General features: G+C 69.3%; 22 protein-coding genes, 1 tRNA gene and 1 pseudogene. 10 read left to right on the plus strand and 14 right to left on the minus strand.

Annotation, left to right across the window (positions count from 1 at the left end; genetic code table 11):
- Positions 1–10 precede the first annotated feature (10 nt).
- From ABFX54_RS25945 to ABFX54_RS25975, 7 genes are all read right to left on the minus strand, one after another.
- Positions 11–796: a 3'(2'),5'-bisphosphate nucleotidase CysQ gene (locus ABFX54_RS25945; protein ID WP_346108861.1), complete on the minus strand. Its 786-nt coding sequence runs from the start codon at positions 794–796 to the stop codon at positions 11–13.
- Positions 796–2,235 (minus strand): sugar transferase, encoded by a 1,440-nt coding sequence (locus tag ABFX54_RS25950; protein WP_428834571.1) that lies wholly within the window; start codon positions 2,233–2,235, stop codon positions 796–798. Before ABFX54_RS25950 ends, ABFX54_RS25945 begins: the two co-directional genes overlap by 1 nt.
- Before the next feature lie 112 nt (positions 2,236–2,347).
- A complete protein-coding gene (gene pth / locus ABFX54_RS25955; protein WP_346108863.1) occupies positions 2,348–2,932 on the minus strand; it encodes an aminoacyl-tRNA hydrolase in 585 nt (194 codons plus the stop codon).
- Between the two features lie 67 nt (positions 2,933–2,999).
- The gene (locus ABFX54_RS25960) at positions 3,000–3,614 is read right to left on the minus strand and encodes a 50S ribosomal protein L25/general stress protein Ctc (protein WP_346108865.1); all 615 of its coding nucleotides are present in this window, start codon (positions 3,612–3,614) and stop codon (positions 3,000–3,002) included.
- A 97-nt stretch (positions 3,615–3,711) separates the two neighbouring features.
- Positions 3,712–4,689 (minus strand): ribose-phosphate diphosphokinase, encoded by a 978-nt coding sequence (locus ABFX54_RS25965; protein ID WP_346108867.1) that lies wholly within the window; start codon positions 4,687–4,689, stop codon positions 3,712–3,714.
- Positions 4,686–6,134 carry a bifunctional UDP-N-acetylglucosamine diphosphorylase/glucosamine-1-phosphate N-acetyltransferase GlmU gene (gene glmU / locus ABFX54_RS25970; protein ID WP_346108868.1) on the minus strand — a complete coding sequence of 483 codons (1,449 nt, stop codon included), beginning with the start codon at positions 6,132–6,134 and terminating at the stop codon, positions 4,686–4,688. Before glmU ends, ABFX54_RS25965 begins: the two co-directional genes overlap by 4 nt.
- A 125-nt stretch (positions 6,135–6,259) precedes the next feature.
- A tRNA-Gln gene (locus ABFX54_RS25975) sits at positions 6,260–6,331 on the minus strand.
- 299 nt (positions 6,332–6,630) lie between these two features.
- Here ABFX54_RS25975 and ABFX54_RS25980 point away from each other — a divergent pair.
- From ABFX54_RS25980 to ABFX54_RS26005, 6 genes are all read left to right on the plus strand, one after another.
- A complete protein-coding gene (locus ABFX54_RS25980; RefSeq protein ID WP_346108870.1) occupies positions 6,631–7,569 on the plus strand; it encodes an acyl-CoA desaturase in 939 nt (312 codons plus the stop codon).
- A 55-nt stretch (positions 7,570–7,624) separates the two neighbouring features.
- Positions 7,625–8,557, plus strand: coding sequence for a TetR/AcrR family transcriptional regulator (locus ABFX54_RS25985; RefSeq protein ID WP_428834568.1), 933 nt, complete (start codon positions 7,625–7,627; stop codon positions 8,555–8,557).
- Positions 8,558–8,675: 118 nt separating this feature from the next.
- Entirely contained in the window at positions 8,676–10,736 is a 2,061-nt protein-coding gene (locus tag ABFX54_RS25990) for an RNA degradosome polyphosphate kinase (protein WP_346108874.1), read from the plus strand.
- Positions 10,737–10,763: 27 nt separating this feature from the next.
- Positions 10,764–11,609, plus strand: a complete 846-nt coding sequence (locus ABFX54_RS25995) for an NUDIX hydrolase (protein WP_346108876.1) — start codon at positions 10,764–10,766, stop codon at positions 11,607–11,609.
- A 290-nt stretch (positions 11,610–11,899) separates the two neighbouring features.
- On the plus strand, positions 11,900–12,292 hold the full coding sequence (locus tag ABFX54_RS26000) for an ATP-binding protein (protein WP_346108878.1): 393 nt from the start codon (positions 11,900–11,902) through the stop codon (positions 12,290–12,292).
- Positions 12,293–12,433: 141 nt separating this feature from the next.
- The gene (locus ABFX54_RS26005) at positions 12,434–12,841 is read left to right on the plus strand and encodes an STAS domain-containing protein (protein ID WP_346108880.1); all 408 of its coding nucleotides are present in this window, start codon (positions 12,434–12,436) and stop codon (positions 12,839–12,841) included.
- 28 nt (positions 12,842–12,869) lie between these two features.
- Here ABFX54_RS26005 and ABFX54_RS26010 read toward each other — a convergent pair whose 3' ends face one another.
- From ABFX54_RS26010 to ABFX54_RS26020, 3 genes are read right to left on the minus strand one after another with little or no spacing between them, the layout of a single operon-like run.
- Complete coding sequence (locus ABFX54_RS26010; protein WP_346108882.1) at positions 12,870–14,348, minus strand: CYTH and CHAD domain-containing protein; 1,479 nt, start codon at positions 14,346–14,348, stop codon at positions 12,870–12,872.
- A gap of 53 nt (positions 14,349–14,401) precedes the next feature.
- Positions 14,402–14,749, minus strand: coding sequence for a VOC family protein (locus ABFX54_RS26015; protein WP_346108884.1), 348 nt, complete (start codon positions 14,747–14,749; stop codon positions 14,402–14,404).
- Positions 14,750–14,774: 25 nt separating this feature from the next.
- Entirely contained in the window at positions 14,775–15,545 is a 771-nt protein-coding gene (locus ABFX54_RS26020; RefSeq protein ID WP_346108885.1) for a trans-aconitate 2-methyltransferase, read from the minus strand.
- A gap of 57 nt (positions 15,546–15,602) precedes the next feature.
- On the opposite strand from ABFX54_RS26020, the gene ABFX54_RS26025 reads away from it, so the two are divergent.
- Positions 15,603–16,124 carry a MarR family winged helix-turn-helix transcriptional regulator gene (locus ABFX54_RS26025; RefSeq protein WP_346108887.1) on the plus strand — a complete coding sequence of 174 codons (522 nt, stop codon included), beginning with the start codon at positions 15,603–15,605 and terminating at the stop codon, positions 16,122–16,124.
- A 237-nt stretch (positions 16,125–16,361) separates the two neighbouring features.
- Here the strand turns inward: ABFX54_RS26025 and ABFX54_RS26030 are convergent, their stop codons facing one another.
- The gene (locus ABFX54_RS26030; protein WP_346108889.1) at positions 16,362–18,230 is read right to left on the minus strand and encodes an ABC-F family ATP-binding cassette domain-containing protein; all 1,869 of its coding nucleotides are present in this window, start codon (positions 18,228–18,230) and stop codon (positions 16,362–16,364) included.
- A 199-nt stretch (positions 18,231–18,429) separates the two neighbouring features.
- Here ABFX54_RS26030 and ABFX54_RS26035 point away from each other — a divergent pair, with 199 nt between their 5' ends.
- The 3 genes and pseudogenes from ABFX54_RS26035 to ABFX54_RS26045 all read left to right on the plus strand — a co-directional run.
- Positions 18,430–18,606: a GntR family transcriptional regulator gene (locus ABFX54_RS26035; protein WP_346108891.1), complete on the plus strand. Its 177-nt coding sequence runs from the start codon at positions 18,430–18,432 to the stop codon at positions 18,604–18,606.
- Between the two features lie 73 nt (positions 18,607–18,679).
- Positions 18,680–18,907: a hypothetical protein gene (locus tag ABFX54_RS26040; RefSeq protein WP_346108893.1), complete on the plus strand. Its 228-nt coding sequence runs from the start codon at positions 18,680–18,682 to the stop codon at positions 18,905–18,907.
- 349 nt (positions 18,908–19,256) lie between these two features.
- Positions 19,257–19,391: pseudogene (locus ABFX54_RS26045) on the plus strand (permease-like cell division protein FtsX); the annotation flags it as partial.
- Positions 19,392–19,467: 76 nt separating this feature from the next.
- Here ABFX54_RS26045 and ABFX54_RS26050 read toward each other — a convergent pair.
- The 3 genes from ABFX54_RS26050 to rsmA all read right to left on the minus strand — a co-directional run bounded on the left by ABFX54_RS26050 (position 19,468) and on the right by rsmA (position 22,441).
- Positions 19,468–20,370 (minus strand): 4-(cytidine 5'-diphospho)-2-C-methyl-D-erythritol kinase, encoded by a 903-nt coding sequence (locus tag ABFX54_RS26050; protein WP_346108895.1) that lies wholly within the window; start codon positions 20,368–20,370, stop codon positions 19,468–19,470.
- A 406-nt stretch (positions 20,371–20,776) separates the two neighbouring features.
- On the minus strand, positions 20,777–21,349 hold the full coding sequence (locus ABFX54_RS26055) for an NlpC/P60 family protein (protein WP_346108897.1): 573 nt from the start codon (positions 21,347–21,349) through the stop codon (positions 20,777–20,779).
- Between the two features lie 252 nt (positions 21,350–21,601).
- Positions 21,602–22,441: a 16S rRNA (adenine(1518)-N(6)/adenine(1519)-N(6))-dimethyltransferase RsmA gene (gene rsmA / locus ABFX54_RS26060; protein ID WP_346108929.1), complete on the minus strand. Its 840-nt coding sequence runs from the start codon at positions 22,439–22,441 to the stop codon at positions 21,602–21,604.
- Positions 22,442–22,470 lie beyond the last annotated feature (29 nt).

Here is a 22,470-nt window from a genome sequence, read left to right on the forward strand (position 1 = left end):
CTCCGGCGGTTCAGCGGTGCAGGTCCCGGATGCCGGCGAGCAGGGATGTCGCCAGCTCCGGTAGGGAAACCAGGATATCCGGTAGTGATGGGTCGGCTTGGTTGTAGGTCAGCTCGGAGCCGTCGATCCGGCTCGCGTGAGCCCCGGCGGCCTGGGCGACGGCGACCGGAGCTGCCGAATCCCACTCGTACTGGCCACCGGCGTGTACGTACGCCTCGACCTCTCCGGTGAGCACGGCCGAGATCTTCGCGCCGGCCGAGCCGATGGGCACGAGGTCGGCCCCGACGAGGTAGGCCAGCTTGCGCACGAACTCGGGCGGCCTGGTGCGGCTCACGGCGATGCGGAAGCGGCCCTTCTCGAAGGCGGGCGGCTTCGGCGGCTCGGCGGTGGTCAGGGTGCGGCCCTGGGCGGGCAGCGCCACGGCGCCGGCGGCCAGCCTGCCCCGCTCCCACAGCGCCACGTGGACCGCCCAGTCGGCCCGGCCCACCTCGTCGTCCTCGGTCAGCCGCTCGGAGAACTCGCGCGTGCCGTCCAGGGGATCGACGATCCAGACCCGCTCGGCGCTCAGCCGGCGCGGATCGAGCCGCTCCTCGCGCGTGGCCTCCTCCGACAGCACGCTGTCGCTGGGCCGCAGCCGGGCGAGGGACTCCATGAGGTAGACGTGGGAGGCCCGGTCGCCCTCCGCCCGCAGCGCGGCCGCGTCACCGTAGCCCATGCGCTCGCGGATCCGCAGCAGCCGCTCGCCCGCCTCGTTCGCCAGATCGGCGGCGAGGGCGTGGTCGTCGCGAATCGTCATCAATATGCTCCTTGCCCGCGGGCGACGGCCGACCAAGTCTTCCACAGGATCTGTAGGTCCAGGGTGAGGGACCAGTTCTCGACGTAACGCAGGTCCAGACGTACGGATTCCTCCCACGATAGGTCAGATCTGCCACTGACCTGCCACAGCCCGGTCAGCCCAGGGCGTACGAGGAGTCGTCTGCGCACGTCGTCACCGTAGCGCGCCACCTCCTCCGGCAGCGGCGGCCGGGGGCCCACGAGCGACATGTGGCCGCGGACGACGTTGAGCAGCTGGGGCAGCTCGTCGAGCGAGTGGCGGCGCATCAGCGAGCCGAGCGGCGTGACCCGGGGGTCGTTGCGCAGCTTGAACAGCAGCCCGTCGCGGTCGCTGACCAGGGTCACCTTCTGCTGCTCGGCCCCGCGGCGCATCGTGCGGAACTTCACGATCGTGAACAGCCGGCCGTCCCTGCCCACCCGGGTCTGCCGGAACAGCGCGGGCCCAGGGCTGGTCATGCGCACGGCCGCGGCCAGCCCGGCCAGCGCCGGGGCCAGCAGCACCAGCAGGGCGGCGGCCACCAGCCGGTCGAAGACGTTCTTCACCAGTTGCCTGACCCCGGCCAGCTCGGGGTGATCGACGTGCAGCAGCGGCATGCCGGCGATGGGCCTGATCATGGTGCGCGGCCCGGCCACGTCCATCAGCGCCGGGGCGACGACCAGCTCGGTGCGGGTGCGCTCCAGCCTCCAGGCCAGCCGGCGCAGCGCCTGGCCGTCCATCTCGGGGCAGGCCAGCACGGCCACGGTGTCGGCGTCGTACTGCTCCACCACGATCGGCACGTCGGTGAGGTCGCCCGCGACCGGGACGTCCGCCACCCGCTGCCCCACGTGCCCGCCGGGCAGGCAGGCGGCGACCACGTCCATGCCGTGGTGGTGTTCGCGGCGGAAGAGCCGGATCAGCTCCTCGATCGAGGACTCGTGCCCGGCCGCGACCACCTTGCGCATGCACGCGCCCGCGGCCCTGCGGCGGTGCAGCGAGCGGCGCAGGGCGTACCTGAAGACGAGGGTGAACAGCGTGACCAGGGGCAGGGCCAGCACGACGTAGCCGCGGGCGACGTCGGTCTTGGTCACGTAGGAGCCGATGGCCGTGCCGGCCACCAGCGCCACGCCGGTCTGCACGATCCGGCGGAACTCCTCGGAGCCGACGCCGAGCATGCGCGGCTCGTACGCCCGGTTGAGCGCCACCGCGCAGCACCACACCCCCGGCAGCACCATGCTGACCAGCAGGTACGGCAGCACGTAAGGCGTGATCCCGCCGAATCTGACCGAGAAGGCGGCCCCGGCCCCGATCGCCGCCCCGCACAGGTCTCCCGCCACGGCCATCAGCCGGTAGGAGCGGACCCAGGAGAGCGTGCGCGGCCGGTCTCCCCAGCCGAGCTCATGACCCGTCCTGACGACGGCCATGACCCCATCACCGCGCACGCCTGCCTCCAGGTGACCAACCTCTCCTGAACGGACAGTCACCGATCGTAGCCGTGCGTAAGGCCGCGATCCGGCGAACGGCTCTATGCGGGGATCAGCGAGGAGGGCCGGATATGTGCAGATCAGCCCGGTGGAAGTCGTTCTGTGTGGCTTCCAGGCCGCGGGTCATCAGCGACTCCACCACGTCGGCGGCCCGGTCGACCAGGAAGGGCAGGTCCTTGCGCTCCATGGTGGCGAAGTCTCTGAGCACGAACGAGGCCGGGTCCATGCGGCCGGGCGGGCGCCCGATGCCGAAGCGGACGCGCAGGTAGTCGCGGGTGCCGAGCACCTTGGTGATCGACTTGAGGCCGTTGTGGCCGTTGTCGCCGCCGCCCAGCTTGGCCCGCAGCGCGCCGTAGGGCACGTCGAGCTCGTCGTGGACGACGACCAGCCGCTCGGGGCCGATCTTGTAGAAGTCGCAGAGCGCCTTGACGGGCCCGCCGGACAGGTTCATGTACGTCAGGGGCTTGGCCAGGATCGCGGCGCTCGTCTCGCACACCTCGGCCCTGCTCTTGTGGGCCTTCATCCGCCCGCCGGCTCTGGCGGCCAGCTCGTCCAGCACCATGAAGCCCGCGTTGTGCCGGTTGCCCGCGTATTCGGGCCCTGGGTTACCCAGTCCGGCGATCAACCAGCGATCCATGCGCTCCCCTCACAGCGGAACGGGACGGCTCGAATGCGGCCGCCCCGTCCACGATCGAACCCGGCGCTTACTCGGTGTCGGCGGCCTGCGCGGACTCGCCCTCGGCGGCCTCTTCGCCGCCTTCCTCACCCTCGGCGGGAGCCTCGATCGGCCTGTTGATGACCTGGAGGATCACGGTCTCGGGGTCGGCGGTCAGCGTGCTGCCCTGCGGCAGCTTGAGCTGAGCGGCGGTGACCACGGTGCCGACCGTGAGGCCCTCGACGTCGACCTCGACGCCGGTCGGGATGTGGGTGGCCTCGGCCTCCACGGCGATGGAGACGAGCTGCTGGTCGAGCAGGCCCTCGGAGTTGACGTCGCCGGTCGTGGTGACCGGGATCTCGACCGTGACCTTCTCGCCGCGCCGGACCAGGAGCAGGTCGACGTGCTCGACGAAGCCCTTGATCGGGTCGCGCTGGACACCCTTGGGCAGCGCGAGCTCGTCGACGCCCTCACCCTTGAGGCGGATCAGCACGTTGGGCGTGCGCAGCGCGAGCAGCACCTCGTGGCCCGGCAGGGTCAGGTGCTTGGGGTCGATGCCGTGCCCGTAGAGAACGGCGGGCACCTTGTCGGCGCGGCGGATCTTGCGGGCGGCGCCCTTGCCGAACGCGGTGCGCGGCTCGGCGGCGATGCGAACTTCAGACACGACATCTCCTAGGGATGCGGTAGGCGGCTGGTGCGGCGCTCTCCCTGACCCGCCCTAGCGGGAGGCGTTACGAGCGCAACCTGTTCAGTCTACCGGCTCACGTGTCGCCCTCGAACAAGCTCGTGACCGAACCGTCCTGGAACACCTCGGTGATCGCGCGGGCGATGAGCGGCGCGATGGACAGCACGGTGAGCTTGTCGAACTTGGCGCTCTCGGCCAGCGGCAGCGTGTTGGTGACGATGACCTCGGAGATCCGGGAGTTCTTCAGCCGGTCGACGGCGGGGTCGGAGAAGACCGCGTGGGTGGCGGCCACGATCACGTTGGTGGCGCCCTGGTCGTAGAGGGCGTCGGCGGCCTTGCAGATGGTGCCGGCGGTGTCGATCATGTCGTCGATGAGGACGCAGGTGCGGCCGCGCACCTTGCCGACGACCTCGCTGACCTTGACCGAGTTGGCCACGTCGAGGTCGCGGCGCTTGTGGATGAACGCCAGCGGCGTGCCCAGCGTGTCGGCCCAGCGCTCCGACAGGCGCACCCGGCCGGTGTCGGGCGAGACGACGGTGGTGTTCTCCAGGTCGAGCTTGTTCTTGAGGTAGCTCTCCAGCACCGGCATGGCGAACAGGTGGTCGACCGGGCCGTCGAAGAAGCCCTGGATCTGGGAGGTGTGCAGGTCGATCGACATGAGCCGGTCGGCGCCCGCGGTCTTGAACAGGTCGGCCATCAGCCGGGCCGTGATGGGCTCGCGGCCGCGGCCCTTCTTGTCCTGGCGGGCGTAGCCGAAGAACGGCATGACCACGGTGATGCGCTTGGCGGAGGCCCGCTTGAGCGCGTCGACCATGATGAGCTGTTCCATGATCCACTTGTTGATCGGCCCGGTGTGGCTCTGGATGACGAACGCGTCGCAGCCGCGTACGGACTCCAGATAGCGGGCGTAGATCTCGCCGTTGGCGAAGTCGATGAGTTTGGTGGGGGTGAGGGAGACGCCGACGTGCTCGGCGACCTCGTCGGCCAGCTTTGGGTGTGCCCGCCCTGAGAAGAGCATGAGGTTCTTCTCACCGGGCTGCTTGATGCTGGTCACTGCTCTTTCTCCTGATCTTGCCCGGCCAGCGCCCGCTCGGCGGCCGCGGCCGACTTCGTGCCCGCGCGCCTGCGCAAGACCCATTTCTCGATGTTGCGCTGCCGTGCGCGGGCCACGCCGATGGCGCCAGGGGGGACGTCGTCGGTGATGGTCGAGCCCGCCGCCGTGTAGGCGCCGTCGCCGACGGTCACCGGGGCGACGAGCATGGTGTCGCAGCCGACGAACGCGCCGTCGCGCACGGTGGTGTGGTGCTTGTCGACCCCGTCGTAGTTGACGAAGACGGTGGAGGCGCCGATGTTGACGTCGTCGCCGATGGTGGCGTCTCCCGCGTAGGACAGGTGCGGCACCTTGGAGCGCTGGCCGACCTTGGTGTTCTTCATCTCGACGAAGGTCCCGGCCTTGGACCTGTGACCCAGCACGGTGCCGGGGCGCAGGTAGGCGTAGGGACCGACGTTGGCCTCCGGGCCGATCTCGGCGTGGTCGCAGACCGCGTTGCGGACCACGGCGCCCTCGCCGACGAACGTGTCGGTCAGCGTGGTCGCGGGGCCGACCTCGGCGCCGGACTCGATGACCGTGGCGCCGTGGAGCTGGGTGGCGGGGTGGACGACCGCGTCGGGGCCGATCTTCACCCCGACGTCGATCCAGGTGGAGTCGGGGTCGACGATCGTGACCCCGGCCCGCATGTGGGCCTCCAGCAGGCGCCGGTTGAGCACCTTGCGGACGGCGGCCAGCTGCACGCGGTCGTTGACGCCCTCGACCTCGACGAAGTCGGCGGCCACGCAGGCGCCGACCCGGTGGCCGTCGCGGCGCAGGATGGACAGGACGTCGGTGAGGTATTCCTCGCCCTGGGCGTTGTCGGTGGACACGCGCTTGACGGCGTCGGCGAGCAGCAGGCCGTCGAAGGCGTAGATGCCGGAGTTCATCTCCCTGATGGCGCGCTGCTCCGGATCGGCGTCCTTCTCCTCGACGATCTCCAGGACGGCGCCGGCGTCGTCGCGGATGATCCGCCCGTAGCCGGTCGGGTCGGGCACCTCGGCCGTCAGCACGGTGACCGCGTTGCCCTCGGCGGCGTGCCGTTCGAGCAGCCCGGCCAGGGTCTGGGTGCGCAGGAGCGGCACGTCGCCGTAGGTGACCAGGACGGTGCCGGAGATCGTGCCGACCTCTTCGAGCACGGTGCGGACGGCGTGGCCGGTGCCGCGCTGCTCGCGCTGGACGACCGCGCGGGCGTCGGGGCTGCTGGCGGCGAGGTGGCCGCCGACCTGCTCAAGGGCGTGGCCGATGACCACGATGAGCCGCTCGGGGTCGAGGTCGCGGGCGGCGGAGAGCATGTGGTCGACCAGTGCTCGGCCGCACACCTCGTGGAGGACTTTCGGGGTCTGGCTCTTCATCCGGGTGCCCTCGCCCGCGGCGAGGACGATCACGGCTGCCGGGCGCGGCACACTCACGGACTGAGGCTCCTGTGGCTGGAAGGATCAGGGCTGTGCGGTACGTCTACCGCACCGCTACCCTCCCGACACCGTGAGGATACCTGGCCCCACTCCGGAGATTTCGCGGGGGGAACACCTCAAAGCTCCCGGAAGAGGACTCGAACCCCTACAAAGTGGACCAAAACCACTTGTCCTGCCGATTAGACGATCCGGGACGGGCCGAACACGTGATGTCCGACACCCCCCTACGATACCGACCCCGCGGCCTGGCGCGCGCCCGTAATAGCCTCCGCCCGCGCAACGCGGCGCATCCGCCCTGCTGACAGGGGTTTCGGAGTGGGCGTCCTTATAACAGACCGTCCGAAACGGCGCAAGCCACGAACCCCACGCACCTTGCCGGAAGCGCCGTCATCTTCCCGATATTCCCAACTTAGGTCTTCCTAACTTACGCTGGCGTAGGTTACGGTGGCGTAGCCTGGACATACATCCACATACACGTCGTTGGAGGTCGCCAGTGACCGTTATCGCCGAGCGTTCAGCCCCTTCCCCGAAACCGGAGTTCGAAGCGGAACCGAAGTCCAAGTCCGAGCTCGTCACCTTCGGACTGGTCGTCGGGCTGCCCATCGTCGCGCTCGCCGCGGCCGTGCCGTTCGCGTGGGGATGGGGGCTCGGCTGGACGGACATCGCCATCGCGTTCGTCTTCTACGTGGTCTCCGGACTCGGCGTCACGGTGGGGCTGCACCGCTACTTCACGCACGGCTCGTTCAAGGCCAAGCGGCCGCTGAAGATCGCGCTGGGCATCGCCGGCACCCTGTCGCTGGAGATGTCCGTGCTCGACTGGGTGGCCACGCACCGCAAGCACCACAAGTTCTCCGACAAGGAGGGCGACCCGCACTCGCCGTGGCGCTTCGGCCCTGGCTTCAAGAACATGGCCAAGGGCCTGCTCTACGCCCACATGGGCTGGCTGTTCGAGAGCGAGCGCACCAACAGGGAGAAGTACGCCCCCGACCTGTGCCGGGACGACGACGTGCTGAAGATGCACAAGTGGTTCGGCGCCATGGCGCTCACCTCGATCCTGCTGCCCGGCGTGCTCGGCCTGCTGCTCACCTGGTCCTGGCAGGGCGGCCTGACCGCGCTGTTCTGGGGCTCGATCATCCGCATCGGCCTGCTGCACCACGTGACCTGGTCGATCAACTCGATCTGCCACGTCTTCGGCGAGGAGGACTTCCAGGTCCGCGACAAGTCGCGCAACGTGTGGTGGCTGGCCATCCCCTCCTTCGGCGAGTCGTGGCACAACCTGCACCACTCCGACCCGACCTGCGCCAGGCACGGCGTGCTCAAGGGCCAGATCGACCTGAGTGCCGGCCTGATCAGGATCTTCGAGAAGCTGGGCTGGGTGTACGACGTGCGCTGGCCGACGGCTGAGCGCCTGGCGGCGAAGCGCGTTGCCTGACCCTGCCCAAGATCCGATGGGCGGCCACGGAAGCGTGGCCGTCATTATGGGTACCGTGACCGAACCCCGATCCCGCAGGCGCATGTCCGGTGCAGAGCGAAGAGAGCAGCTGATCAGCATCAGCCGCACGCTCTTCGCGGAGAAGGGGTTCGACGGGACCTCTATCGAGGAGATCGCCGCTACCGCACAGGTGTCGAAACCCGTGGTGTACGAACATTTCGGCGGTAAGGAAGGCGTCTACGCCGTCGTCGTCGACCGCGAGATGCAGAAGCTGCTCGGCATGATCACCGAAGCCCTCTCCGCCTCCCACGCCCTGATCAAGCTGGAACGGGCCGCGCTGGCCCTGCTCCGCTACATCGAGGAGAGCAGCGAGGGCTTCCGCATCCTGGTCCGCGACTCCCACGCGGCCTCCGGCACGGGCACGTTCGCGAGCCTGATCAGCGAGATCGCCAGCCAGGTGGAGGACGTGCTGGCCGACGAGTTCGCGGGCCGCGGCTACGACCCCAAGCTGGCCCCGATGTACGCCCAGATGCTGGTCGGCATGGTGGCGCTGACCGGCCAGTGGTGGCTCGACGTGCGCAAGCCGGGCCGCGAGGAGGTCGCCGCCCACCTGGTCAACCTGGCCTGGAACGGCCTGACCGGGCTCAACCCCACTCCGTCGATCACCGTCACGGGCAGCCGCGGCCAGGGCCAGCCGCCCAAGCCGCGGGCGAGCGGGGAGAAGGAGCTGCGCGAGTTCGAGAAGGCCAGGGAGAAGGAGTTCAAGGAGGCCGAGAAGCAGCGCCAGCGCGAGCTCAAGGAGGCCGAGAAGGCCAGGGTGCGCGAGCTGAAGGAGCGTGAGCGCCTGCTGAAGGAGGCGGAGAAGGAACGCGAGCGGCTGCTCAAGGAGGCCGAGAAGGCCCGCGAGCGGGAGGAGAAGATCCGCCAGCGGGAGGCCAGGCTGGCCGAACGGGCCGCGCGTCTCGAACAGGTAGATCATCCTGAGTGAGTCTTGAACACTCGGGGCGTACCGGGTGACGATGGGGTTGAGCTGGGCCGACCTTCCAGGTTGAGCCGTTTAGGCGACGTTAACGTTCTGTTCCAGCAAACGGGGCAATATACGCCATATGTCCGCAGAACCGGTCGGAGCTGCCAACGACCTGCCCCTGCCACAGGAGCGGTTTCTCAACCGTGAGGAGAGCTGGCTCCAGTTCAACGAACGCGTCCTCGACCTGGCCGAAGATCCCTCACTCCCCCTCCTCGAACGGGTGCGCTTCCTCGCCATCTTCGCCAGCAACCTGGACGAGTTCTTCCGGGTCAGGGTGGCCGGGCTGAAACGGCGCATGGCGACCGGCCTGCTGCTGCGGACAAGGAGCGGGCTCAAGCCCCGCGAAGAACTGGTCAGGATCGCGGCCGTCGCCGACCGGCTGGCCAGGCGGCACGCGGCCGCCTTCCACCAGCAGATCTGCCCCCAGCTGGCCACCGAGGGCATCGAGGTCGTCCGGTGGGACAACCTCGGCCGCGAGGAGCGCACCGAGCTGCGCAAACTCTTCAGGGAGCGGATCAGGCCCGTGCTGACGCCGCTGGCCGTCGATCCCGCCCACCCGTTTCCCTACATCTCCGGGCTCAGCCTGAATCTGGCCGTCCTCGTGCGCAACCCGGCGACCGACCACACGGTGTTCGCCCGGGTCAAGGTCCCCTCGCAGCTCCCCCGGTTCGTCCCGGCGTCCAAAGACCGCTTCGTCCCACTCGAAGACGTCATCGCCGCTCATCTCGGACAGCTCTTCAAGGGCATGGAGATCCTCCAGCACCACGTCTTCCGCGTCACCAGGAACGAGGACCTCGACGTCGACGAGGACGTCACCGAGAACCTCATGCAGGCCCTGGAGAAGGAGCTGCTGAAGCGGCGCTTCGGCCCGCCCGTGCGCCTGGAGGTCGAGGACACGATCACCCCCGAGGTGCTCGCGCCGCTGGTCGAGGAGCTGGAGCTGGCCTCGCACGAGATCTACCGGCTGCCTGGGCCGCTCGACCTGTCGGGCCTGCACGCCATCGCCGACCTCGACCGGGGCGAGCTGAGCTACCGGCCGTTCGTGCCGGCCGAGGTCATCAACGCCGAGGACGACGTCTTCTCGATCCTGCGCGAGCGGGACGTGCTGCTGCACCACCCGTACGACTCGTTCGCCACCAGCGTCCAGCACTTCATCGAGACCGCCGCGGCCGACCCGCGAGTTCTGGCGATCAAGCACACCCTCTACCGCACCAGCGGCGACTCCCCCATCGTGGACGCCCTGGTCGACGCGGCCGAGGCCGGCAAGCAGGTCGTGGTCGTCGTCGAGATCAAGGCCCGCTTCGACGAGCGGGCCAACATCACCTGGGCGCGCAAGCTGGAGCGGGCCGGCTGCCACGTCGTCTACGGGGTGGTCGGGCTCAAGACCCACTGCAAGCTCGCCCTCGTCGTACGTCAGGAGCCCTCGGGCGAGCTGCGCCGCTACTGCCACATCGGCACCGGCAACTACAACCCCAAGACCGCCCGCCAGTACGAGGACTTCGGCCTGCTCACGGCCGATCCTCTGGTCGGCGAGGACGTGACCGACCTGTTCATCCACCTGACCGGTTATTCCCACCACTCCGCCTACCGCCGCCTGCTGGTCGCGCCCCACTCCATGCGTGCCGGGCTGCTGGCCAGGATCGAGCGGGAGATCACCCACCAGCAGGCCGGGCGTCCCGCGCGGATCAGGATCAAGACGAACTCGCTGGTGGACGAGCCGATCATCGACGCTCTCTACCGGGCCTCCAGGGCGGGCGTTCCGGTGGATCTGTGGGTACGCGGCATCTGCACACTCCGTCCGGGCATTCCCGATTTGTCGGAGACGATCCGCGTACGGTCGATCCTGGGGCGCTTCCTGGAGCACTCGCGCGTCTACGAGTTCGGCCTCGGGCGCCGGCCCGAGGTGTGGATCGGCAGCGCCGACCTGATGCGCCGCAACCTCGACCGCCGCGTCGAGGCCCTGGTCAAGGTCACGGCGCCGCAGCACAAGGCGTACCTCATGGAGCTGATGGACCTGGCCATGGCCGAGACCACCAACGCGTGGTGGCTCAACTCCGACGGCACCTGGAACCGCCATCCTGGCGAGGACCTGCAGAGTCACCTCATCGGCACCCGCCGCTGGAGGACCGTTGACGACTGACCTGCCTCGCGTCACAGGGAGAGAGTGATGATGACCGACCCGCTCCGGGCCGCCGGAGCCGTGGTCTGGCGGGGCGAGCAGAACCGCCCCGAGGTGGCCGTCATCCACCGGCCCGCCTACGACGACTGGACCCTCCCCAAGGGCAAGCTGAAGCCGGGCGAGCACGAGATCGCCGCCGCGTTGCGCGAGGTCCGCGAGGAGACCGGCCTGACCGTCCTGCTCGGCCGCGCGCTGCCGCCGGTCCACTACATGACCATGGGGCGGCTCAAGCGGGTCGACTACTGGGTGGCGCGAACGGTCGCTGACGACGGCTTCGAGCCGGGCGACGAGGTGGACGAGTTGCGCTGGCTGCCGGTGGAGGAGGCCAGGCGGCTGCTGACGTACGAGTGGGACGCCGGGCTGCTGCGCGCGTTGCGGGCCGCGCCGCTGGAGACCGTGCCCCTCGTCCTGGTCCGGCACGGCTCGGCCGGCTCCAGGAGCGAGTGGCAGGGCGACGACGCCGCGCGTCCGCTCGACGCCGACGGCGGTTCGCAAGCGGCGACCCTGGCCACGGCCCTGCCCGCCTACCGCCCCGAGACACTGCTGAGCTCGCCCAGCCTGCGCTGCGTACAGACGCTGGAGCCGTACGCGGCCGCGATCGGGGCCTCGCTCAAGACCGACCCGCTGCTCAGCGAGGAGAGCCAGGACCCGGACAAGACGCCGGAACTGGTCGGGCGCCTCTCGGGGCCCGCGGCCGTGTGCAGTCACGGCAAGGTGCTGCCCGCCCTGATCGAGGCGTTGAGCGGCAAGGACGTGCACCTGCGCAAGGGAGCCCTCGCCGTCCTGCACCGGGCCGGCGGCCAGGTCGTCAGCGTGGAACGCTACGAGGCCTGAGCGATGGTGCGGCGCTACGCGATCTGATGCATTTTGCAGCGAATTCGTCCTCTATTGCGGTCTTCGCCGTTTCAGACGCGACATCAATGGAGACGAGCCGTAATGACGACGGCAGGAACCCTCCCGGCCTGGAGAAGCCCTGCACAAATTCCCGCCGGACCAAGCGCCTGCGATTGACAGGAAACGTCCATTTCCGGTTTTGTGAACGCCTGTCAGAAGTGGGTAGCCGTACCTGGCTCCGGCGAACACGTGCCGGGTGCGTTCACGGCGATGGATGGTCGGGTGGGTACGTGAGTAAGCACTTGCTCCACGCGCCGATCGACAGTGACCTGGAAACGTTGCGCGCCCGTCTGCGGGCCGTCGGCCGGCAGGCGGGACTGGCGGCACGCCGTGTGGACGACCTGGTGATCGCGGTCCACGAGGCGGTGCTCCATGTGCTCGACAAAGGCGCCGGGCGGGGCAGCGTGCACGCCTGGCAGGATCACCATTCCCTCACCGTGCAGGTCATCGACGAGCACGGACTGCCGCCTGAGGAGTCCATACCCGAGCAGCCCTCCTGGTCGGACGCCCATAGTGCTCGGCTCTGGGTGATGCGGCAGGCGTGTGACGAGCTGAATATCGACCTGCGGCCCGGCCTCACTCTGGTGCAATTGCGTCTGTCACTTATCGACAACCATGAGTAACGTATCGTGGCGGTACTGTAACCATTCCGACTGCTGACAAATGGCAACGGAAAGTCTCACCATTCAAGGCAGCCGAGCGCTCGGGCCGAGACTTTCCGGCCACCGGCCAGCGTGTCGGCCCGCCGAATGGTGGAGGTCTGCATGGTGGGGCTCATTCTGGAAGCCCGGCCCCTGCCGGGCGGCGTGCTCATCATCGTCCGCGGGGAGGTGGACGCGACCAACGCTCACCAGCTCGAAACGTACATCATGAACAACTGTCATCCAGGTGACCATGTGCTGCTCGACCTCGGCGCCATGCCTTTCATGGACTGCGCCGGTCTGATGGTGCTGCTGCGGCTGCACGACTACACCCAGCAGCACGGCGCCCAGCTCCATCTGGCGTCCGTCCAGCGCACGCCCATGCGGCTGCTGGAACTCACCTGCGTGCACTGGGCCCTGGCCATCCACCAGCAGGTGGAGCAGGCCATCGCCGCCGTCGCGGGCTCTCGCGACCACCTGCCGTCGGACCACGACGGCCCTGAGCCGGACCTGCAGTCCGGCGTGAACTGAAGCAGCGTCCCGCCCGGCGCGGGATCCGTCACAGCAGCTTGCCGACCGCCTTCACGGTCTCGGCCCACACCTCGGGGAACTCGGCGTCAGCACGTTCCGCCTTGCCGCGTTCGATGCCGATCAGCAGGCCGTACGTGAACGTGTCCTCGCCCGCCTGCCGCGCGCGCTCCGCCTCCTGGAGCAGGGTCTCCTGCGCGACCACACCGTCCTGGTGCAGGCCCAGGATCTCCTGGACGCCCTCGGCCAGCTTGGCGAGCCTGCCCATGCCGCCGCCGATGCTCGGCTTGAGCGCTTCGGCGGTGTATCGAGCGCGTTTGGCCGCCTTGCGTACGTCGTGCATGGCCAGGGCGCGGCGCTCGGGGTCGTCGATGGCCTGGGCGGCGTCGTACCGCTTCGTCACCCGCTCCCAGCCGGCCACGGCGATGGCGCGCAGCTCGTCCCGCGCGGGCCTGGCCGCGGCCTTGCCCAAGGACGGGGCCGACACGAGCTGATCGAGCGCGTCGAGCAGCAGGTAGTAGCGCTCGCCGCTGAGCTCCTCCCTGATGCGGCCGTACGCCTCCTGCTCGCGTTCGTGCAGATCGGCGCCGAGCCGGGTCCTGATCGGGCCCGCGACCAGCTCCGGCGCCAGCCCGTCGAGCAGCTTGGCGAACCTGGCCCTGATCACCTCCAGGTCACGCGCCTCGCCGAGCACCGTGCCGAGCCGGCGCAGCTCGTCCTGGACGTGATCGGTGCCGGTCACGACCTTCTTGAACGCCCTGAGCGCGCTGCGCAGCCTGCGGGCCGCCACGCGCATCTGGTGCACCGCGTCGTCCTCGGCCCTGCGCACCCGCGGGTCCTGTGAGAGCAGGGCGTTCACCTGCGACGCCAGGTAGGCGACGACGACCTCGCCCGCCGTGCCCGGTTCGGTGGGGGCGGTGGGCGGCGGAGCGGGTTCGAGGAGTTTGGCGAGCTTGCTGGTGGCCTGTGACGGTACGGCGCCGGCCTTCCTGAGGCGCTTGCCCACCTTGGCCAGCAGTTTCGCGGTGCCGCCTTCGAGCAGCTCCGCCTCGACCTCGCGCCAGCGGACGATCGTGGTCTCGGCCCCGTACACGGTGCCCTTGACCCGGTCGTCGGCGACCTCCACCAGCCTGGTGTCGCCGTCGAGCAGGACGGTCACGTTCCTGCGCGTTTCCAGCTCGGCGACCAGTTCGAGCTCGGCGCCACGGGTGTAGGCGCGGACGAGCTCGGCCAGCTCGGCGGGCACGATCTTGGCGCTGCGGGTGAGGGGGTGGTGGATCTCCTGGCGCACACCCTTGGCCTTGGGCAGCTTCAGGTGCCAGCCCGCGTCGTCGCCGCCCCGCCTGCGTCTGAGCGTGATACCCCGGGCGGCCAGCCGCAGGTCGGCGGTGTCGAAGTAGAGAGCCACGAGCTGGTGACTCTTCGGGCCTACGACGTCGCCCAGACCGCTCAGGTCCGGCAGCGTGAACTCCGGGGAGACGTCGAACTTGTCCTCGATCTCGATGCCCACCACACCTCGCAAAAAGTCCGATTTCGGACAATGATGCCACCGGGCGGTGCACATCACACCAGGTGCAGGAGTTCGATTCTGTTGCCCACCGGGTCGGAGACGTAGATCCTGCGCCAGCCCGGGGCCAGCTCATCCGGGACCGAGCCCGGAAATTTCGCGATATATACGTCGAGATTGTCCACCACGAAGGCCGGATGAGCCTTGCGAGCCGGCCTGAAGTCGTCCTCGACGCCGAGATGCACCTCCACCCCGTCGCCCCTGAACCAGGCGCCACCGCGTCCGGCCAGCTCGGGCGGCTTGGGCACTTCGCGCAGGCCGAGCACGCCTACGTAGAACTCCCTCAGCAGCGGCTCACTGCCGCGCGGGGCAGCGAGCTGAACATGATGCAGCCCCCGGATCACGACCCGCTCCTTCCTCTGCCACCACTCACTTCTGCACCACCACGAAGATCCTCCGGAACGGGAACGGCGTGCCGTAGCTCCTGGCCGGATACGCCTCGGCGAGCGGCTTGGCCAGATCGCGCTTGAAACGGCGCTGCTCGTCCGGGTCGAGGCGGTCCAGGATCGGGCGCAGGGCCGTACCGGAGACCCAGCCGAGCACCGGGTCCTCGCCCTGCAGCACGTGCACGTACGTGGTCTCCCACGCGTCCACCTGCGAACCGCCCTGGTTGAGCAGGTCGAGATATTCGATGGGCTCGTCCACGGGCTTGCCCCTGGTGTAGTCGCCGAGCTTGTCGGACCAGGCACGCGAGCCGCACAGCTCGCGGATCGCGACGTGACTGGGGGCGTCGAAGTTGCCCGGCACCTGGAACGCCAGCCAGCCGCCCGGGGCCAGCTCCTCCATCCAGTGCTCCAGCACGGAGCGGTGCTCGGGCACCCACTGCAGCACGGCGTTGGACACGATCACGTCCACGGGCCGGTCGGGACGCCACGTGGTCACGTCCGCGACCGCGAACCTGACGTTCGACTCCAGCCTGCGAGCCTTCGTGATCATCGCAGGGGACGAGTCGAACCCCTCGATCGTCGCGCGCGGCCAGCGACCGGCCAGCTCAACGGTGAGTTCTCCGCTTCCGCAGCCCGCGTCCACGACATAATCGGGCTCGACGGCCCCCACTCTGGAGATCAGCTCGATGAACGGTCGCGACCGCTCGTCCGCGAAGACGGCGTATGTGACCGGGTCCCAGATATCTCTTGACATGAAGATAATTGATATCGAGAGAGATATCTCGATGTCAAGACAGTACACTCTTGTGTCATGACGGAGGATGCTAGAGACGAGGTCGATCGCCTTGTCGCGGCCTGGCGCGCCGAGCGCCCCGACCTCGACGTCGAGCCGCTCCAGGTGCTCTCCAGAGTGTCACGACTCGCCCGGCATCTCGACCGGGCGCGGCGGGCGGCGTTCGCCGAACACGATCTGGAGCCGTGGGAGTTCGACGTGCTGACGGCGCTGCGCCGAGCCGGCAAACCCTACGAGCTCAGCCCCGGCGCCCTGCTGCGCGCCACCTTGGTGACCTCCGGCACGATGACGAACCGCATTGACCGCCTCGCCGCGGCCGGCCTCGTCCGGCGGCGGCCGGATCCCGAGGATCGGCGTGGGGTGCTGGTGTCGCTGACGGACACCGGGCTGGGGCGGGTGGACGCCGCGTTCGCCGATCTGCTGCGCAGGGAGCGGGAGTTGTTGTCGGGGTTGGGGGGCGAGGACCAGCGCACACTCGCCGCACTCCTCCGCACCCTCCTCACCCCCTTCGACTCCCCACCCGACCCACCCCGCCCCTGACCCGCCCCGGGTCCTGGACGGGCTCACCCCTCATCCACCGACGACGCGCCTTCCGGGCGGGGCGACGAGCACGGCGATCGACGACGGTCTCTTCGCCCGGCAACCGCCACTGGGACGAGCCGTCGGCCGTGACGAACCCCAGCACTGATCGGCGCCAGGCCCGCCCCCGCAACAGGCGCCGGCTCCGAGTCGGTCACCCAGGCGGTCAGTCGCCCAGGCGGTCAGCAACTTGGGCGGTCAGTCGCCCAGGCGGTCGGCCACCTCAAGCCACTCGGCCTCGACCGTGTCCTTCTGGGCCGTGATCTCGCGCAGCTGCGCGTCCAGCGAGCCGAGCTTGGCGTAGTCGCTGGCCGCGTCCGCCATGGCGGCGTGCAGGCGGGACTCCTGGTCGCCGAGCTTGTCGAGCTGGCGTTCCAGGCGGTTGAGTTCCTTGCGGAGCTCGCGTTCCTCCTTGGCGGAGAGCCCGTCCTTGGCCTGTCCGGACCCGGCACCGGGAGCGGAGACCGCCGGCCCGGAAGGTGCCGAGGCAGCCTCGGTGATGGCGCCGATGCGGCCGGACGGCGAGGCGCCGGCCGTGGCGGCGACGCCCAGGCGCGCGGTGACGGCCGTGCCCGCCGCGCGTCGTTCGAGGTATTCGTCCACCCCGCCGGGCAGCAGCGACAGCTTGCCATCACCGAGCAGCGCCACGCTGCGGTCGGTCACCCGCTCCAGGAAGTAGCGGTCGTGGCTCACCAGGATCAGCGTGCCGGGCCAGCCGTCGAGCAGGTCTTCGAGCTCGTTGAGCGTCTCGATGTCGAGGTCGTTGGTGGGCTCGTCGAGCAGCAGCACGTTGGGGTCGTCCATGAGCAGCCGCAGCAGTTGCAACCGCCGTCGCTCACCGCCGGAGAGGTCGCCGACCACCTTCCACTGGGCCTCACCCTTGAAACCCAGCCGTTCGAGCAGCTGCGACGCGGTCCACTCGCGCTTGCCCAGCTGGAGGTACTTGCGAACCTCCTCGACCGACTCCAGCACGCGCCGCGTCGGGTCGAGCTCCGCCAGCTCCTGCGACAGGTGCGCCAGGCGCACGGTCCTGCCCCTGATCACGCGGCCCGAGTCGGGCTTGATCGTGTCGGCGAGCAGCCGCAGCACGGACGACTTGCCGGAGCCGTTGACGCCGATCAGCCCGATCCGGTCCCCCGGGCCGAACTGCCACGTGAGGTGGTCGAGCACCAGCGGCCCGTTGCCGGGGCCGCCCGCGTGCAGGGTGACGTCTTCGAGGTCGTAGACGGTCTTGCCGAGCCTGGCCGCCGCGAACCGCATCAGCTCCACCGTCTCGCGGGCCGGCGGCTCGTTCGCGATCAGCGCCTGTGCCGCCTCGATGCGGAACTTCGGCTTGGACGTACGCGCGGGCGGGCCGCGCCGCAGCCAGGCGATCTCTTTGCGCATGAGGTTTTGGCGGCGCTCTTCCGCGGCCTGGGCGATCCGGGCCCGCTCGGCCTTGGCCAGCACGTAGGCGGCGTATCCGCCCTCGTACCGTTCGACCCGCCCGTCGACGACCTCCCACGTGCGCATGGAGACGGCGTCGAGGAACCACCGGTCGTGCGTCACCACGACCAGCGCGCTCTTCCGGCCCGCCAGGTGCCCGGCCAGCCACGCGATGGCCTCGATGTCGAGGTGGTTGGTGGGCTCGTCGAGCATGATCAGGTCGTGGTCGCCGATGAGCAGGCGGGCCAGCGCCGTACGCCTGCGCTCGCCGCCCGACAGGTCCGCGGCCCTGGCGTCGAGGTCGAGGTCGCCGATCAGGTTGGCCAGGATCTCGCGTACGCGCTGATCTCCCGCCCACTCGTGCTCGGCCAGCTCGCCCAGGACGAGCTCGCGCACCGGAACGCCGGGGTCGAGGTCGTCCTGCTGCGACAGGAACCCGACCCGCAGGCCCCGGTTGTGGGTGACGCGACCGCTGTCGGGACGCAGGGCTCCCGCGATGACCGACAGCAGGGTCGTCTTGCCGCCGCCGTTGCGCCCGACCACGCCGATACGCTCTCCGGCTTCGACGCCCAGGGAGACGTCGTGCAGGAGAGGCTTGGGCCCGTAAGCGTGGGAGACCGACTCAAGGTTGACCAGATTCATGGCCTTCCCAGGGTATCGGCGGCCCGGGGGACCTGAGCACGCGTGAACCGGTCGCCGAGGACCATTCGGGCACGCAGGCACCATCTCGGCGCTCTCGGTGCCCGCTCCCGAGGCGCGAGGACCGGGCCCTGCCGAGGTGACAACTCACGATCACTACAGCGCCCTTTCCCTATTCGAATAGGGAAAGGGTGTTGCCGTGATGGAGTTTCACCTTGACCGCGGCTCGGGGGTTTCGACGTACCTCCAGCTCGTCCACCAGGTCAAGCAGGCTCTGCGGCCGGGCGTGCTGCGGCCGGGCGACCAGTTGCCCACCGCCCGCGAGGTGGTCGAGAGCCCGGCCATCAACCCCAACACCGTGCTCAAGGCCAGGACCTGAGGGCGCTGTTCACCGTCGTCCTCGCGGACGCGCAGAAGGACGACCCCGGGAAGGACGCGAAGGAGGGGGCGGTGTGAAGCCGGCGCTGCAGACAGACGGGCCGGTCGGCGCGACGGCGGCCGGGGCCGAGGTCATGAGCGCGAGCCACGCGGGGACGTCCGCGCTCCTCGCCAGAGGCGAGCCCGCCCCCGATCCGCTCGGGCGGACGCGGCGCGCCGGGCTGGCCGACCTCGTCATGGGATACCTGCGCAGCTTCGAAGCGGCGGCCCGGTCGGGTCGTGACCCCGTGTTCCGACGATAACCGGCCGGCCCGCTCCTGCCGGCGGCGGCTACGAGGGTGCCGGCACCGGTGTCCACGCGCTGGACGAACCATCCGGCCGCGCCCACCCGCCCTCAGCTGAATCACTTCGGTCGAGCAGCAAACCGGGCTGCCGAACGTCTCTGAGACATGAGAACCGAGTCGTTCCGCTCAGAGACACGAGAGCCGAGTCGTTCCGCGCGCGAAGTCCGGCGGCGAGCCGCAGCGCGTCCGCCCGTGGGCTCGTCAACAGGCTGACGAGCCCACGGGCACCATCGACCCCCACGACGAGGATCGGCATCTTCGAGGTGCTCGACCGCCATGCGTACCGGCAGGGAGCTGCAGACACGAGATGCGGGCCAATTTCATCTTCTCCGAGGTCTGGATCGGCCTGCGCCGCAACCTGACCATGACGGTCGCGGTGGTTCTCACCTCGGCGATCGGCATGGCGATGCTGGGCGTCGGCCTGCTGATCAACGCTCAGGTCGGCGTGTTCTTGGAGCTCGACAGCTCGCGGGCAGGCCCTCGAAGGTCGCTTCGGGCCTGCATGTGGATCGCGGGGGTCAGAGCAAGGTGGCGCCCTGGACGGGGCCGTGGGCGGCTACGGCGGTGTGGGCGGCGCCGGTGGTGGTCAGGCTGTGGGCCAGGTCGCGGGCGTGGGTGGCGTCGATGGCCAGGAAGGCGCAGGTGGGGCCCGAGCCGGAGACGATCGCGCCCAGGGCTCCGTGCTGGCGGCCCGAGTCGAGGGTGGGGGCGAGCTCGGGGCGGAGATTGAGGGTGGCGGTCTGGAGGTCGTTGCTCAGGTGGTTGCCCAGGGCGTAGGCGTCGCCGGTGCCGAGGGCCTCCATGAGGGAGTCGTTCAGCTGGGGCCAGGGGACTTCGGCCGCGGAGACCTTCCTGAGACGGTCGCACTCGGCGTAGACGCTGGCCGTGGAGAGGCCGCCGTTCGCCAGCGCGAACACCCAGTGGAACACGCCACCGGTGGGCAGCTCGGTCAGCTGCTCGCCGCGGCCCGTGCCGACCGCTGTGCCGCCGAGCAGGGAGAACGGGACGTCGCTGCCGAGGTCGCCGGCGATCTCCATCAGGTCCTCGAAGGGCAGCCCCAGCCCCCAGAGCTCGTTGCACGCCACCAGCGCGCCGGCGGCGTCCGCGCTGCCGCCCGCCATTCCGCCCGCGACCGGGATGCCCTTCTGGATGATCAGGTCGGCGCCGTAGGTGCGGCCCGCGTGTTTGGCGAGCGCGCGAGCAGCCCGGATGGCCAGGTTGCTGTCGTCGGTCGGCACCTGGTCGGACCACTTGCCGTTCACCTGGACGGTGATCGACTCGGACTCCTTCGCCACGACCTCATCGAAGATCGATACGGCATGGAAGACGTTGACCAGGTCGTGGTACCCATCTTCCCTGAGCGGGCCGACAGAAAGCTGCACGTTGACCTTCGCAGGCACACGCACGGTCACCGAACTCATCGATCTTCTGCCACTCTCATCACTTGCCGGGGTCAAGGACACTCGATGTTATCGGGGCGCGCTGCCCTGACATGCGGTTCTGGGAATATGACTCCCTGGGCGGCCGACTTCTCAACACAGAGAGTCAAGTTGGTGGGCGTTTGCCAGGTTTGTTGAGCGGTCATGAGGGGTCGTCGTGGGTGACGCACTCATGTGCGGGTTCCCCACGGTCGGGTCCCCATGGGCGGGTCCTCCGTAGGCGAGCCTCCGTAAGCGAGTCCCCCGAGGGTGGGTCTCCCGTGAGCGAATCCTCCGGGGACGGGTCTCAGGTGGGCGAGTCCTCCGTGGGTGGCTCACTCATGCGTGGATCCTCCGTGGAAAGCCCTCATAGGTGGGTTCCTCGTGGGTGGGTCGTCCATGGGGTAGGTCAGCCTGGGCGTACGGTGCCGCGGTAGGCGGTGCGGAAGTAGGGCGTGTTGAAGTTGGCCTTTCTGACCACGTCGCCTGTCTTGGGGGCGTGGATCATGAGGGTTCCGGTCAGGAACAGGGCCACGTGGGTGGGGGCGCCGGGGGTGCCGCCGAAGAAGAGCAGGTCGCCTGTGCGGCGCGCCCTGAGAGGGATCTTACGGCCCTGGCGGAATTGGGCTGCTGTGTGGTGGCTCAGTCTTATGCCTGCTCTGGACCAGGCGTAGAGGGTGAGGCCGCTGCAGTCGAAGCCTCTGGTGGTGGCGCCTCTGCCTATCCCCAGAGTTGGGCCCTTCGTCGAGCCTCCGCCCCAGGAGAAGGAGACGCCCAGTTGGGTCAGAGCCGCTGCTGCGGCTATCTGGCCTCTTGTGAGAGTGCCCTTGAGTTCGGGGAGCCTGTCGGTGAGTGAAGGGGTGGGGATCGCTCGAACGGCGGTGGCTCGGGCGGGGGTGGCATTGATGGCCAGCGTGGTGAGGAGTGCCGAGAGGAGTGCTCCGCCGATGGCGAGCCGCGGGAAGGTGATGCGGGTGGTCATGGTGGCCTCCGGTTTATCGGGGGTGGGAGGCCAGGATCTGGGGATGCAGGGTTACGAGGAGCGGCCGAACACGGTTCTGTGGAAAAGAGGAGGGAGGGGGGTGAGGGTTGTGGATAACGGGGTGGGTGTCGGTGGTGTAGGGCGTCCTAGGTGGCGGGTGCCGTTGGTGACGGGCTACCTCGCGTTCGGGGGGAACGGCGGGCGTTGGTGGTGGGGGGTGGGTGAGGGCTGCCCCCTTGAGAGGGCAGCGTGTCAGGGTCTGTGTTCGGCTATGCGGGTGAAGGCGTGGATGTCCAGTTGTTCGCCTCGCGCCGAGGGGTCCACGTCGGCCGCGCGCAGCGCGCGTTCCGCGTCGGCGGGGGTGCCGGCCCAGCCGGACAGGGCCGCGCGGAGGGTCTTGCGGCGTTGGGCGAAGGCCGCGTCCACCACCTCGAACACCTCCTCGCGCGTCGCCGTCGTGGACGGTGGGTCGCGGCGCTGGAGGGAGACGAGGCCCGAGTCGACGTTGGGGACGGGCCAGAAGACCGTGCGGCCCACGGGTCCCGCCCGGCGCACGTCCGCGTACCAGGCCGCCTTGACCGACGGCACCCCGTACACCTTCGAGCCGGGACCCGCGGCGAGGCGGTCGGCCACTTCCGACTGGACCATCACCAGGCCCTTGCGCAGGGACGGGAGCACCTCCAGGAGGTGCAGCAGCACCGGGACGGCCACGTTGTACGGCAGGTTGGCCACCAGTGCGGTCGGCACGTGGCCGGACAGGTCGTCCAGGGTGATCTTCATCGCGTCGGCGTTGACGACCGTGAGGCGGTCGGCGGCGTCGCGTTCGGCCACCGTGACGGGGAGCTGGCCGGCCAGCACCGGATCGATCTCGACGGCGACCACGTGAGCGGCCGCGGGCAGGAGCCCCAGGGTGAGCGAGCCGAGCCCCGGGCCCACCTCTATGACCACGTCATCAGGGGTGAGATCGGCCACACGGACGATGCGCCGGACGGTCCCCGCGTCGATCACGAAGTTCTGGCCTAGTTTTTTTGTGGGACGAAGATCTAGCTTGTTCGCCAAAATACGTATTTCCGCAGGGCCCAACAGCCTCATCATCCAATCAGTCTCTCGCATCGAAGAAC

It is taken from the genome of Nonomuraea maheshkhaliensis (assembly GCF_039529435.1).
GTDB classification, from domain to species: Bacteria; Actinomycetota; Actinomycetes; order Streptosporangiales; family Streptosporangiaceae; genus Nonomuraea; species Nonomuraea maheshkhaliensis.